Origin of the sequence: Mogibacterium kristiansenii (assembly GCF_009695905.1) — a bacterium.
In the GTDB taxonomy this organism is placed as follows: Bacteria; Bacillota; Clostridia; order Peptostreptococcales; family Anaerovoracaceae; genus Mogibacterium_A; species Mogibacterium_A kristiansenii.
This window is the reverse complement of record NZ_VUNA01000006.1, coordinates 25,910-39,285: the sequence shown is the minus strand read 5'-3', so window position 1 is coordinate 39,285 and position 13,376 is coordinate 25,910. Positions and strand designations below refer to the sequence as shown.

At 47.8% G+C, this 13,376-nt stretch carries 13 protein-coding genes; 12 read left to right on the top strand and 1 reads right to left on the bottom strand.

Features of this window, described 5'->3' with window-relative positions; all coding sequences use genetic code 11:
* Positions 1 to 2 precede the first annotated feature (2 nt).
* Positions 3 to 1,220, bottom strand: a complete 1,218-nt coding sequence (gene pepT, locus FYJ65_RS04150) for a peptidase T (protein WP_154554099.1) — start codon at positions 1,218 to 1,220, stop codon at positions 3 to 5.
* A 193-nt stretch (positions 1,221 to 1,413) separates the two neighbouring features.
* Between pepT and FYJ65_RS04145 the strand changes: the two genes are divergently transcribed.
* The 12 genes from FYJ65_RS04145 (at position 1,414) to FYJ65_RS04090 (ending at position 13,372) form a co-directional block, all read left to right on the top strand.
* On the top strand, positions 1,414 to 2,340 hold the full coding sequence (locus tag FYJ65_RS04145; RefSeq protein ID WP_154554098.1) for a YitT family protein: 927 nt from the start codon (positions 1,414 to 1,416) through the stop codon (positions 2,338 to 2,340).
* A gap of 80 nt (positions 2,341 to 2,420) precedes the next feature.
* Entirely contained in the window at positions 2,421 to 2,831 is a 411-nt protein-coding gene (locus FYJ65_RS04140; protein ID WP_154554097.1) for a hypothetical protein, read from the top strand.
* Positions 2,832 to 3,000: 169 nt separating this feature from the next.
* Positions 3,001 to 3,666 (top strand): helix-turn-helix transcriptional regulator, encoded by a 666-nt coding sequence (locus FYJ65_RS04135; RefSeq protein WP_154554096.1) that lies wholly within the window; start codon positions 3,001 to 3,003, stop codon positions 3,664 to 3,666.
* Between the two features lie 244 nt (positions 3,667 to 3,910).
* Entirely contained in the window at positions 3,911 to 5,695 is a 1,785-nt protein-coding gene (gene iorA / locus FYJ65_RS04130) for an indolepyruvate ferredoxin oxidoreductase subunit alpha (protein WP_154554095.1), read from the top strand.
* Complete coding sequence (locus FYJ65_RS04125) at positions 5,695 to 6,273, top strand: indolepyruvate oxidoreductase subunit beta (RefSeq protein ID WP_154554094.1); 579 nt, start codon at positions 5,695 to 5,697, stop codon at positions 6,271 to 6,273. Before iorA ends, FYJ65_RS04125 begins: the two co-directional genes overlap by 1 nt.
* A 315-nt stretch (positions 6,274 to 6,588) precedes the next feature.
* On the top strand, positions 6,589 to 7,812 hold the full coding sequence (locus tag FYJ65_RS04120; RefSeq protein WP_154554093.1) for an argininosuccinate synthase: 1,224 nt from the start codon (positions 6,589 to 6,591) through the stop codon (positions 7,810 to 7,812).
* Positions 7,813 to 7,835: 23 nt separating this feature from the next.
* Positions 7,836 to 9,230, top strand: coding sequence for an argininosuccinate lyase (argH, locus tag FYJ65_RS04115; protein WP_154554092.1), 1,395 nt, complete (start codon positions 7,836 to 7,838; stop codon positions 9,228 to 9,230).
* On the top strand, positions 9,227 to 10,213 hold the full coding sequence (argF, locus tag FYJ65_RS04110) for an ornithine carbamoyltransferase (RefSeq protein ID WP_154554091.1): 987 nt from the start codon (positions 9,227 to 9,229) through the stop codon (positions 10,211 to 10,213). The genes argH and argF overlap by 4 nt, the downstream gene beginning before the upstream one ends.
* A 175-nt stretch (positions 10,214 to 10,388) precedes the next feature.
* The gene (locus FYJ65_RS04105) at positions 10,389 to 10,970 is read left to right on the top strand and encodes a TetR/AcrR family transcriptional regulator (RefSeq protein ID WP_235898195.1); all 582 of its coding nucleotides are present in this window, start codon (positions 10,389 to 10,391) and stop codon (positions 10,968 to 10,970) included.
* Between the two features lie 28 nt (positions 10,971 to 10,998).
* The gene (locus FYJ65_RS04100) at positions 10,999 to 11,346 is read left to right on the top strand and encodes a hypothetical protein (RefSeq protein ID WP_154554089.1); all 348 of its coding nucleotides are present in this window, start codon (positions 10,999 to 11,001) and stop codon (positions 11,344 to 11,346) included.
* Positions 11,347 to 11,511: 165 nt separating this feature from the next.
* Positions 11,512 to 12,183, top strand: a complete 672-nt coding sequence (locus FYJ65_RS04095) for a helix-turn-helix transcriptional regulator (protein ID WP_154554088.1) — start codon at positions 11,512 to 11,514, stop codon at positions 12,181 to 12,183.
* A 13-nt stretch (positions 12,184 to 12,196) separates the two neighbouring features.
* Positions 12,197 to 13,372: a MalY/PatB family protein gene (locus tag FYJ65_RS04090; RefSeq protein WP_154554087.1), complete on the top strand. Its 1,176-nt coding sequence runs from the start codon at positions 12,197 to 12,199 to the stop codon at positions 13,370 to 13,372.
* The last annotated feature ends 4 nt before the right edge of the window (positions 13,373 to 13,376 follow it).

The window sequence follows — 13,376 nt, the reverse complement described above, 5'->3', positions numbered from 1 at the left end:
GATTATTCCTGTTCTCCGAAGATGCGAATCAATTCCCGGATGACCTGAATGGACTGATCCATTCCTTCCAAAGTGATGTGCTCGTAAGGACCGTGGTATGCGTGTCCGCCGGTTCCCAGGTTCGGGCAAGGCAGACCCATGAAGCTCAAGGTGCTTCCGTCAGTGCCGCCGCGGACCGGAAGAATCAGCTCTTCTACACCGGCTGCTTTGCACGCCTTCTTCGCATTTTCTACGATGATTGGGCACTTCTCGATAACTTCTGCCATGTTCCGATACTGAACCCGAATGTCCAGTTCCACAGTTCCGGCACCATACCGTTCATTGATGAACTTCGCTGCCTGACGCATGGTCTTCTGGCGGTTGTCGAAAACATGGGCATCGTGATCCCGGAGAATGTAGGTGAGGGAGGCATCGGAAACGCTGCCTTCCATGTGGGTCAGGTGATAGAAGCCTTCATAGTCCTCGGTTCTTTCCGGACGTTCTGCAGCCGGAAGCAGAGAATCGTATTCCATCGCTACCAGTGCCGCATTTACCATGATGTTCTTTGCGGAACCCGGGTGCACGTTGGTGCCGTGGAATGTTAATTTTGCCTGAGCGGCGTTGAATGTCTCAAACTGAATTTCGCCTTCCGTATCACCGTCCAAGGTGTACGCGTAGGTCGCACCAAATCTCTTTACATCGAAGTGAGATGCGCCGGTGCCGATCTCTTCGTCCGGGGTAAAAGCAACGCTGATCGGTCCGTGAGGGATGTCTGAAAGATCTTCCACTGCGGTGAGAATTTCGGCGATTCCCGCTTTGTCATCGGCGCCCAGGATGGTGGTTCCGTCCGAGGTGATGAGGGTGCGGCCCTTCAGTGTCCGAAGGTGCGGGAACATTTCCGGGGAAAGGGTCAGACCGCTGTCGCCCAGTGCCAATGCCTCTCCGTCGTAGTTTTCATGCACTACCGGTACGATATCGTGATCGCAGAAGTCCGCAACCGTATCCATGTGAGCGATAAAACCAATGGCGGTGCAGTTCTCATATCCCGGAGTTGCCGGAATGTGACCGTATACATAGCACTGATCGTCAACCTCAGCATCCTCAATGCCGATGGCTTTCATCTCGTCCACCAGAACGTGGGCCAGGTTGAACTGGCAAGAAGAGGATGGGATGGTGCTGCTGTTTTCGTCACTTGGTGTGCGCACGGTAACGTACTTAAGAAATCTTTCGTAAGCTTTCATTTCTATAGTTCCTCCTTAATGAACATAAACAACTATCTCTTATTATATTTCCCGTGCAGTGTATTTTCAAGAGTGCAAAAAAAGTGGAATATGCTTGACTTACACGGCTTTTTGCGTTATACTTGTCGGGCAAGATTGTTTTTTCTACACCGGACGACATGTCGGGTGTTTTTTATTGGAAGGAGGAAATGCGATGAGTAAAACAATGAAAACTGTAACAGATCTGGTGCAACTCGTTCTTGGAAATGCGATGAGCGCTTGTGCTATGGCATGCTTTGCGCTTCCTTATGACATGGTAGTTGCAGGGGTGACCGGTGTTGGAAGAAGTGCGAACCACTTCTTTGGATTCGGTGTGACCCCTACCGTATATGCAATTAATATTGGGTTATTCGTAATCGGATGGATTCTTCTGGGAAAAAAATTTGCCGCTACAATTGTGGCCGGAACATTCCTGTTTCCGTTCTTCCTCGGATTGTTTCAGAACATCGATGCGCTGCAGCATCTGGTAGACGATCCGCTGATGGCGGCAATCTGTGCCGGCATCATGGATGGTGTGGGAATTGGTATGGTAATTCGTATGGGTGGTTCCACCGGTGGTGTGGACGTACCGCCGATTATTTTAAACCGAAAATTTGGCTGGAAGGTAGCGCCGGTCATGTCTGCACTGGACGTATGTATTTTTATCATCCAGATTCCGATGACCAACACCAACGGAATTATTCTGGGAATCTTCTATACGCTGATTTACAGTGTGGTTTTGAACTACATTCTGGTAATGAACCAGGGTGGCGTACAGACCATGATTTTCAGTAAGGAAAAGAGCCGATCCATCAACGAGAAACTGCTGGAACTGGGATACGGCACTACTATTTTCCCGGCAAAGGGCGGATACATTCAGGAAGATTTCGAAGTGATTTCCAGCGTCATCAGCAGCCGCAACCTGAACCGCGTGAAGAGAGCGGTTCTGAACATCGATCCGACGGCGTTTATTACCATTTCCAATGTCAGTGAAATTAACGGAAACGGTTTTACCACCATGTTCGGCGACGAAGAGTACGTGCCAATCGTATCGCAGCGCCGCGAAGGTATCAAGGTGATTGAAGATGAGGGAAAAAATTAATAAAGAAAAGCCAAAAAACCATTGGAAAATGGCTCATTTCCCTGTATAATGTAGTGTGACTAATTTAAAGGAGTGAAAGAATGGGAAAAGGAAAACAGCGTCCACCACAGTTTAACCGTCAGTCAAAAGGTTATCAGCAGAATATGTATAAGAATCAGATGAAGGAAAAGGGCGTAGAGATGCCGAAGCAGTTGGATATGGAGAAATGGTCCAAATTCAACCGTGTAGCCGGCATTGTCTGGGTTGTTGCCGTGATTCTTCTGGCATTCCTGGTAGGCTGGAAGGCTTCCCTGATTGTTGCAGTTCTGGGATTCGTGTATCTGGGCGGCTTTATGCTGTATATGAACAATTACATGAAGAAATACCTGGGTGCGTACAAGAAGATGGGTGTTCCGAAGGAAATGTATTTGAAGCAGCTCCGTCGAAACGGAACAGACGAAAAGCAGATTCAGAGAATGTCCACCATGTGGGACAAGGTGAAAGAGGACTAGTTCCGGAAACTGAATTGAAGTCGAAAGTGCAGGTGCAACTGCACTTTTTTTTGTAAAAAAATTACAACCCATATTGAAACTCCTTGCCGCGGTGTGATAGTATATCTTACAAATGATGAAAGAGCTTCTTGTACCGTAAGGCAGATAGAGAGACGAAAAGAGGAAGGATATGAAACAGGAAGAGCTGATAAAAATTATGATTGGCGTGGCAAAGGGCATCGCAAAGGTGGAAGGCCGGGACACGGAAGTAGCGGTACATGACCTTCACGAGATGCAAATGGTGTTCATCGCCAATGGCAATATTACCGGGCGGGAAGTGGGGACCCGCATGGATAAGTCCATCTATAAAATGATTTTGCGTCAGTCCGACGATGACGGACATATGATTGCATATCGTACGATGTCCGAGAAGGGAAAGCGCCTTCGGTCCTCCCATTTCATCATCCGGGATGAAAAAGGGGAGCCGGCGGTGCTGATCTGCATCAACCAGGATGATTCCAAGCTGGAAGAGCTTCGGGATTACATCAACTACAAGATTCACGTGAATACGGATGAAGAATGTTCTCCGGGGGACAGCGGCGGAAATATTATTCAGAACGTGGCGCAGAACGCGATTATGAATTCCATTTGGAAGATGACGACCGGAGATCTGGATACGAAGGAAGGAAAGATTACCTTGCTCAAGGAACTGAAGCGTCAGGGAATCTTTGATGTTCGAGCAACGACGCCGTACATTTGCAAGGCGCTTTCCATCTCTCAGACCACGCTGTACAACTACCTTCGGGAGATTAAAAATGAAGGGGAAGATGACAGCACACCGTTAAGGCTGAAATAACCGAATATCGTTTTATTGAAAAAAATCAATAGACACCCTCTTTGCCACGAGACGTATGGGGAGGAGGGTGTTTTGTTTGAATTTTTATACAAGATTTTCACGATAATTTGTTGATATGTAAAAAAATTAAAATGTGTAAAAAATTCGCAAAAAAAAGTTGACCCCGGCCAAGTGCGGTGATATTATCGAGTTGTAAAGAAATTTCAATTTGAAATTTATTTGAATTGATTTAGGAGGTAATTAGATGGCCGAGAAAGTAATTATGTCGGGTAACGAGGCAATTGCCCGCGGAGCTTATGAAGGTGGCTGCGTATTCGCATCTGCTTATCCAGGAACTCCAAGTACAGAGATTCTCGAGAACATGCCGCAGTACAAGGAAAACGTGTACTCGGAATGGGCTCCGAACGAGAAGGTTGCGGCAGAAGCAGCAATTGGTGCTTCCATCGCCGGTGTTCGTTCCTTCTGTGCAATGAAGCACGTTGGTCTGAACGTAGCAGCTGACCCAGTATTCACCGTAGCATACACAGGTGTTACCGGTGGTCTGGTAATCATTTCTGCAGACGATCCGGGACAGCACAGTTCCCAGAACGAGCAGGATAACAGAAACTATGCAAAGGCAGCAAGACTGCTGATGCTGGAACCGTCTTCCAGCCAGGAATGTAAGGACTACATGAAGATGGCGTTCGCACTGTCCGAGAAGTTCGATGCACCGGTTCTGTTCCACGTGACAACTCGTGTATGTCACTCCAAGGGAATCGTTGAGCTGGGTGAGCGTGTTGAGGCAGACTACATCCCTTATGAGAAGAAGATTACAAAGTATGTATCTGCACCGGCAAACGCAAAGAAGATGAGAGTCAATCTGGAAACAAAGCTGCAGATGATGGAAGAGTATGCAAATACTTGCGAAATCAACCAGCCGGAATGGCATGACAAGAAGATCGGTGTGGTAACATCCGGAATTTCCTATCAGTATGCGAAGGAAACCTTCGGTGAGAACGCATCTTACCTGAAGCTGGGTATGACCTTCCCGCTGCCAACTAAGCTGATTGAAGACTTCTGCGCACAGGTTGAGAAGGTATATGTTATTGAAGAAATGGATCCGTATCTGCAGGAATTCCTCCAGATTCACGGAATTGAGTGCGTTGGAAAGCCGGTTATTCCGACCTTCGACGAACTCAACACAGATATCGTAAGAGAAGCACTGACCGGTGAAGTTCCGGAATCCTATGAATCCGAACTGAAGTCTGTAGTAAGACCTCCATCACTGTGTGCAGGATGTCCGCACAGAGGATTCTTCCAGGCAATCAAGAAGAAGAAGAACCTCATGATTAACGGAGATATCGGATGCTACACACTGGGTGCCAACGCTCCTCTGAACGCACTGGATACCGCAATCTGCATGGGTGCCAGCCTGTCTATGGCTCACGGTGCATCCCAGGCATATAAGATGGTTGGTGCAGAGACAAAGGCAGTTGGTGTACTGGGTGACTCCACATTCTTCCACAGTGGTATCACCAGTATCATGGATTCCATCTACAACCAGGGTCACAGCATCAGCGTAATTCTGGACAATAGAATCACCGGTATGACCGGACATCAGCAGAACCCGGGTTCCGGATTCACTCTGATGGGCAAGGAAGCACCGGAAGTAGATATTCCGGCTCTGCTGAAGGCTATCGGCATGAAGGAAGAGAATATCCACACTGTTAACCCGAACATTCTGGAAGAGGTTGATAAGGCATTGGATGCTTGCATCGCTACCGACGAACCAAGCGTAATCATCACAAGATGGCCGTGCGTTCTGAAGAAGTTCAGCCAGCAGGATCTGGATGAATTCCCAACCATGAACAAACATCAGTGTGAAATCGATCAGGATAAGTGCAAGAACTGCAAGATGTGCGTAAAGACCGGATGCCCGGCTCTGATGTCTACCAAGGATAAGGTAGAAATCGATAAGACCAGCTGCAACGGCTGCACAATCTGCAAGCAGGTATGCCCATTCAATGCAATTTCGGAGGTGACAAGATAATGAGCGAAGTAAAGAATATACTCCTCGTAGGTGTCGGCGGACAGGGAACCATCCTCGCCAGCAAGATCCTCACGAGCGGCCTTATGGAAGCTGGTTATGACGTTAAGATGAGTGAGATTCACGGAATGTCTCAGCGTGGCGGAAGTGTAAGTACTCAGGTACGTTATGGAGATAAGGTTCTTTCTCCAATCGTTGGAAAGGGTTCTGCAGACGTTATCGTTGCATTCGAAACCATGGAAGCTCTGAGATGGCTGCCATACCTGAAGAAGGGCGGATCCATCGTAGTAAACGATTTCGTAATTAACCCGGCACCGGTTAACCAGGGTCAGGCAGAGTATCCGGAAGGAATTATCGAAGACCTGGCAGCAAAGGTTAAGGTTGTATCCCTGAAAGCCGGAGATATGGCTACTGAGCTGGGCAACCCGAAGGCAATGAACGTCGTTCTGCTGGGTGCACTGGTTAAGGCCATCGGTACACTGGACGATGTAGACTGGATGAAGCACATTGAGAAGAATGTGAAGCCGAAGTTCGTTGAACTGAACAAGAAGGCTTTCCAGGCCGGATACGATTTTAAGTAATAGGGAAAGAGCGGAATAAGAATGGGGATGCAGTCTCCAGATGAATCCGATTACCTCTAAACAACAGAAAGGCGAGTCGCAGGACTCGCCTTTCTGTTGTTTTTTTTGAGCTATCCACCTTACGGGGGAGAGCACGCAAAGGCAGTGCTTGGAAAGGAATTGTGATGAAATTAGAAGAATTACTTGGAAGTGAACTTTGTGCATAACTTGTGCATAAACTTTGATACAACCCATATTTTCATGAATTTTTATTGACAAGTATGAATAATTATGTATAATAGAATACATCAACGAAAAAGAAAAGGAGTATTTGTTATGAAAAAGGAAGAGATTAAAAAAGTAGTACTTGCATATTCCGGAGGTCTGGATACCTCCATCATCATTCCGTGGCTGAAGGAAAACTACAATAACTGCGAAGTCATTGCCGTATCCGGCAACGTAGGACAGGATGATGAGCTGGATGGTCTGGAAGAGAAGGCCATTAAGACCGGCGCATCCAAGCTGTACGTTCTGGATCTGACGGATGAATATGTGGATGATTTCATCATCCCGACCATGAAGGCCGGTGCAATTTATGAAGAGTACCTGCTGGGAACCAGTACCGCAAGACCGTGCATCGCGAAGGGACTGGTAGAGGTAGCGAAGAAGGAAAATGCCGATGCCATCTGTCACGGATGCACCGGAAAGGGAAACGATCAGGTTCGTTTCGAGCTGACCATCAAGCACTTCGCACCGGAGATGCCGATCATCGCTCCGTGGCGTGAGTGGGATATCAAGTCCCGTGAAGAGGAAATCGATTATGCGGAAGCACACAATGTTCCGCTGAAGATTAACCGTGAGACCAACTACTCTAAGGATAAGAACCTCTGGCATCTGAGCCATGAAGGCCTGGATCTGGAAGAGGTGGAGAACGAGCCGAAATACGAAGAGAAGGGATTTCTGGAAATGGGCGTATCCCCAATCGACGCACCGGACGAACCAACCTATATCGAACTGGATTTTGAGCAGGGAACACCGGTGGCATTGAACGGTGAGAAGATGACCGCGAAGGAAATTATTTTAGCCCTGAACGAGCTGGGCGGAAAGAATGGTATCGGTCTGTTGGACATTATCGAGAACCGTCTGGTGGGCATGAAGTGCCGCGGCGTCTATGAGACACCGGGAGGCACCATTCTGTACAAAGCGCACGAGTATCTGGAATCCGCTACGCTGGACAAGATGACTCTGCACGAGAAACAGAAATTGGCCATTACCTTTGCCGAAGTGGTATACAACGGTCAGTGGTACACTCCGCTGAGAGAGGCGCTGTCTGCTTTTGTGGACAAGACGCAGGAGAATGTAACCGGTAAGGTTCGCATGAAACTGTACAAGGGCAACATCATCAAGGCCGGACTTTGGAGTGATTATTCCCTCTATTCGGAGGAAATCGCAACGTTCGGTGAGTCGGATTACGACCAGACCGATGCCAATGGATTCATCAACCTGTTCGGACTGCCAATTACCGTACAGGCGATGGTCGATCAGAAAAACAACAAGTAATAGATTTTTAGGAGATATATAATATGAAGAAAATGTGGGCCGGCCGTACTGCCGGAGAGTTGAACAAAATTGCCGATAAATTCAATGCGTCGATTCCTTTCGATAAGAGACTGTACAGACAGGACATTACCGGATCGATAATGCATGCAGAAATGTTGGCGGCAAAGGGCATCATTCCGGCTGCGGCTAAGGATCACATTATCGAAGGTCTGGAAGGAATCCTGGAGGATTTGGAGAGCGGAAAGCTGGAGGTGGATCTGACCGCCGAGGATGTGCACATGTTCGTAGAAGGGGCGCTGACCGAACGCATCGGAGCGGAAGGAAAGATGCTCCATACCGCAAGGAGCCGAAACGATCAGGTGGCCCTGGACCTTCGGATGTATGTAAAGGAAGAGATTGAAGATCTGCAGCAGCTGGTGCTGGAAATGGTGGAAGCGCTGACCGACAAGGCGGAGGAATACAAGAAGACCGTGATGCCGGGATATACGCACCTGCAGCGGGCCCAGCCGATTACCTTCGGGCATCATCTGATGGCGTATGCCATGATGTACCTGCGGGATTTGGACCGTCTGAAGGATGTGTATAAGCGGACCAACGTATCCCCGATTGGATGCTGCGCTCTTGCAGGTACCACTTACCTGACAGATCGCCGGATGGAAGCAAAAGGTCTTGGATTCGATTCCATCTGTTTGAACAGCTTGGATGGGGTTTCCGACCGGGATTACAGCGTGGAACTGCTCAGTGCATTATCCATTCTGATGATGCACTTCTCTCGCCTGGCCGAAGAAGTAGTTCTCTGGTCCAGCTGGGAATTCAAATTCGTGGAGCTGAGCGACAGCTTTACCACCGGTTCCTCCATCATGCCGCAGAAAAAGAATCCGGATATGGCTGAGCTGGCCCGGGGGAAGACCGGGAGAGTGTATGGCGATTTGATGTCTCTGCTCACCGTGCTGAAGGGCATTCCGCTGGCATACAATAAGGATATGCAGGAGGATAAAGAGCCGGTGTTCGATGCCATCGATACGGCAAAAATATGCCTTCAGGTATTCGCCCCGATGATTCGGGAAATGAAGGCCAACGAAGAAAATATGATGCATGCGGCACAGAAGGGATTTATCAACGCGACGGATTTGGCGGATTACCTTACCAAGAAGGGCATGCCGTTCCGTGAGGCGTACAAAATCACCGGAACCATCGTTTCCGACTGCGTGAAGAGCGGAATGGTATTGGAGAACCTTCCGCTGGAAGAGTATCGGAAGTACTCGGATATGTTTGAGCAGGATCTGTACGATGCCATCGATTTAATCAACTGCGTAAAAAGAAGAAATTCGGAAGGTGGGACTTCCGTGGAGTCTGTGGAAGCGCAGATTCAAGCAGTTCGAAATATACTAGAGGAAGAAAAGGGAGAATGGGAATGAGTATTGATCTGAAAGGAAGGGATTTCCTGACATTGCTGGATTTTACGCCTGAGGAGATTCAGTATCTGCTGGATTTCTCTGCGGAATTGAAAGCAGAGAAGAAGGGCGGAAAACTCCATAAGACACATGAGGGAAAAAACATTGCACTGATCTTCGAGAAGAGCAGTACCCGTACCCGTTGTTCCTTTGAGGTGGCGGCCAGCGATCTCGGAATGGGAAGTACGTATCTGGCCAGCGGATCCCAGATTGGTGTAAAAGAAACTTTGGCAGACACCGCTCGGGTTCTGGCGGGAATGTTCGATGCCATTGAGTACCGCGGATTCGAACAGAGCCGCGTGGAAACCCTGGCGAAGTATTCCAAAGTTCCGGTAATCAACGGCTTGACCAACGAGTATCATCCAACGCAGATTCTGGCGGATTTTCTCACAATCGAAGAGCATTTCGGCAAGCTGAAGGGCATCAAGCTGGTGTACATGGGCGATGCCGGTTACAACATGGGCGATTCTCTGATGATTGGTTGCGCGAAGATGGGACTTCATTTCGTGGCATGTGCGCCGGATGAATATTATCCGCCACAGCCGCTGATCGATCGGTGCCGGGAAATCGCCAAGGAAACCGGGGCAATCATCGAGATGAATGCGAATCCGATGGATGCGGTCAAGAATGCGGATGTCATTTACACCGACGTATGGGTGTCCATGGGCGAACCGGAGGAGAAGTGGAACTACCGTTTCAAGGATTTGTATCCGTATCGTGTGACACAGGATCTGATGGATGCGGCGGGACCGGATTGTGTCTTCATGCACTGTCTTCCGGCATATCACAACACCGATACACAGGTGGGAAAAGAAGTTTGCAAAAAATACGGAATCGATTCGCTGGAAGTGACCGAGGAAGTCTTTGAAGGTCCGCAGTCCATCGTTTTCCAAGAAGCGGAAAATCGCATGCACACCATTAAAGCAATTATGGCAGCGGTAATCTAGTTGCCGTCATATAACATTTACTCTTTTTCGAAAGGGCTGCTGTAGGAATGCGGCGGCCCTTTTGGTATTGAAAATATTTGGAATTCTGTTATAATAAAAACGATTAAACTATGTTATAGAACATAGTTAAAATGGCCGTGCGAAAGGACTCACTGCCAAAATCATGGAGAACGAAATGGAAAAAGAAGAAAATATCAAAGAACGAATCATCCGCAAATCTTGGAACTTGTTTTCTCAGAAGGGATTCGAAAAAACAACGCTGAACGATATCATTATGAGTGCCGGAATATCTAAGGGTACTTTTTATTATTATTTTCGCAGTAAAGACACATTACTGAACACGTTATCTGTTATATTTGATGAAGAGTACAGAAATGTGGAAGAACAGATGCCGGCGGATTTGGATTCCTTTGAGAAATTGATGTACTTAAATTATAGAATTCATACCTATATCGGAGAGAACTTCGACTACAGATTGATTGCGAATCAGTATGCGGCTCAGCTGACGAAGGAGGACGCCTCCAACTTGCTGGACAAGAATCGATTCTACTTTTCAATTCTGAATCGCATTATCGATGAAGGTCAGAAGAACGGGGAACTGCGGGACGACTTGACCGTCACGGAAATGGTGAAGCTGTACGGAATCTGTGAGCGTGCGCTGGTAACCGATTGGTGTATGAATAATGGAGAATATTCTCTGGGAGAATACAGCAAGAAGATGATGCCTCTGCTGTTCGGTCAGTGCCGGAAGAAATAACGGCAGGTGCATCCGGTAAAGGAGTACTATGTATTACAGAAATAATAATTTTGGCTGTTTCATTTTGCTGCTGCTGGTCCTCTTTACGATGGGCGTTTTTCTGCGGCTTCTGTTCACACCGGTATTTTGGATTGTGGTGGGCATTGTCGCACTGATTTCTGCGGTGCAGAAATACCTGTACAAGCGAAATCATAAAGATGAATACGAGCCGGAGTATGAGAGAAGCCGAACATATGGCAATTCCGGAAACAGAAGTTACCCGGAAGAGGATGTGGATTATTCGGAGGGTACGGATGATCCGAATCGGATGGAACAGGTCTACGAGACAAATGCCGTGGATGTGGACGATGTGGAAGTGACTCGAGACGACGATTAGCAGAATTATGTGAATAAGGATGGCGTTCCGACAGGGACGTCATTTTTTTGTGGAGATAAAGATTATGTGATGAAAAGTTCGTTAATAATTCGAACAAAGTTTTTGTTTATGTGTTATAATTTATTTACAGATTGCAACGGCTAGTGAAGAGGAAAGGTAAATGATATGACACAGGAAGAACGAATTAATATGCTGTCCAATATCGCAAAAGGTCTTTCCAAGATAATGGGAAGCGATACTGAAGTTGCGGTTCATGATTTGCAAGAAATGAAACTCAGTTATGTTGCAAATGGGTATGTGACCGGCCGAAAGGCAGGATGCCCTCTGGATGAAGGCGTGGGCCAATCCATCGAGAAATTGTCCGATGAGGACGATCATCTGGTGGGATTTGAAAGCCATACCGGAAAAGGAAAGAAGCTGAGAGCTTCTCATATGCTGTTCCGAGATGAAAACGGAGATGTGGCAGCCATGCTTTGCGTGAATCAGGATACCTCCACCATCGATGGAATTCTTCAATATCTGGGAAATATGGTTCGCGTGAATCTGCATGAGGGTGAACAGGAGAACATGCTGGGAGAAGAAGATTACATCCAGAAGATGACGCAGGATGTCATCCGTCGTTCGGCTGAGGCCATGAATCCGGTGGAATTGACCACGAAAGAAGGAAAGATGGAATTGATTCGCCGGCTGAGAATTCAGGGCGTATTTGACGTGAAAGATGCGATTCCTTATGTATGCAAAGTGATTTCCGTATCTCAGGCAACACTATACAATTACCTGCGGGATCTTCGAAATGACGATGAATTGGAACCAATCGAACGGCTTAAGGTAAAGTAATCAGGAGGAGAGAATGGAAAGATACAGTCTTTTGAAATATAAGGACCGAAGAAATACAAATAGCGTAAAGTGGGATGATTTGGAGGAAAAATTTGGTCGCACGGATTTGCTCCCGGCGTGGGTGGCAGATATGGATATCGAGGCACCGGAATGCGTTCGGGAGGCATTGACGGAATACGTGAACTATAACGTTTACGGGTACTATTCGATTCCGGAGTCTTTCACCGATTCTTTTATCCAATGGATGAAAGAACGGCATGGGTATGAAATCAATCCGTTGTGGATTCGATATTCTCCGGGTGTGGTTCCGGCTATTTACTGGATTATTCAGATGCTGACGGAGATTGAAGACAGCGTCGCACTGATGTCACCGGTATATTATCCTTTCGCCAATGCTATTCGGGACACGTCCCGCACACTGGTGGATGTTCCGCTGGTGAAAGATGAAAACGGATACTACACCATGGATCTGGAGAGCTTCGAGGCAATGGTGCAGAAGAAGGACGTGAAGCTGTTCATCCTTTGCTCCCCGCACAATCCGGTGGGCCGAGTATGGCGCGAGGAGGAGCTTCGGGATTTGCTGGATGTGTGCCGGCGGAATGGGGTCTACGTTATTGCGGATGAGATTCACCACGATTTAATTATGCCGGGACACCGGCAGATTACCGCTGCCACTGCCGGAGATTATGACAGCATTCTGATTACGCTGACTTCTGCATCTAAGACGTTTAACCTGGCCAGCTGCCAGAACGCCATGGCGATTATTCCGAACGACGCCCTCCGGGCAAAATATGATGCCATGACGCGGAGAATCAAGACGCAGAGCGGAAGCAGCTTCGGATACGTCGCTTACGAGGCGGCATTCCGGGGCGGAAAAGAGTGGCTGGAGCAGGCAATCCGGTTAATATACGGAAACTATCAGATTCTGGTGAAAGGGTTGAAACAGAAGCTTCCGGAAGCAGTGGTGTCCCCGCTCGAGGGGACCTATCTGGCATGGGTGGACTTAAGTGCCTATCTGTCGGAACGGGATACGGAGCGAACGATTCGGGATGTGTGCAACCTGGCAGTGGATTTCGGAGAGTGGTTCGGCCGGAATAAGTACGAAAACTTTATCCGCGTGAACCTGGCCACCTCCCCGGACAATGTTCGTCAGATTGTTGCCAGACTGGATCGTATTAATACCCTTTAATGAA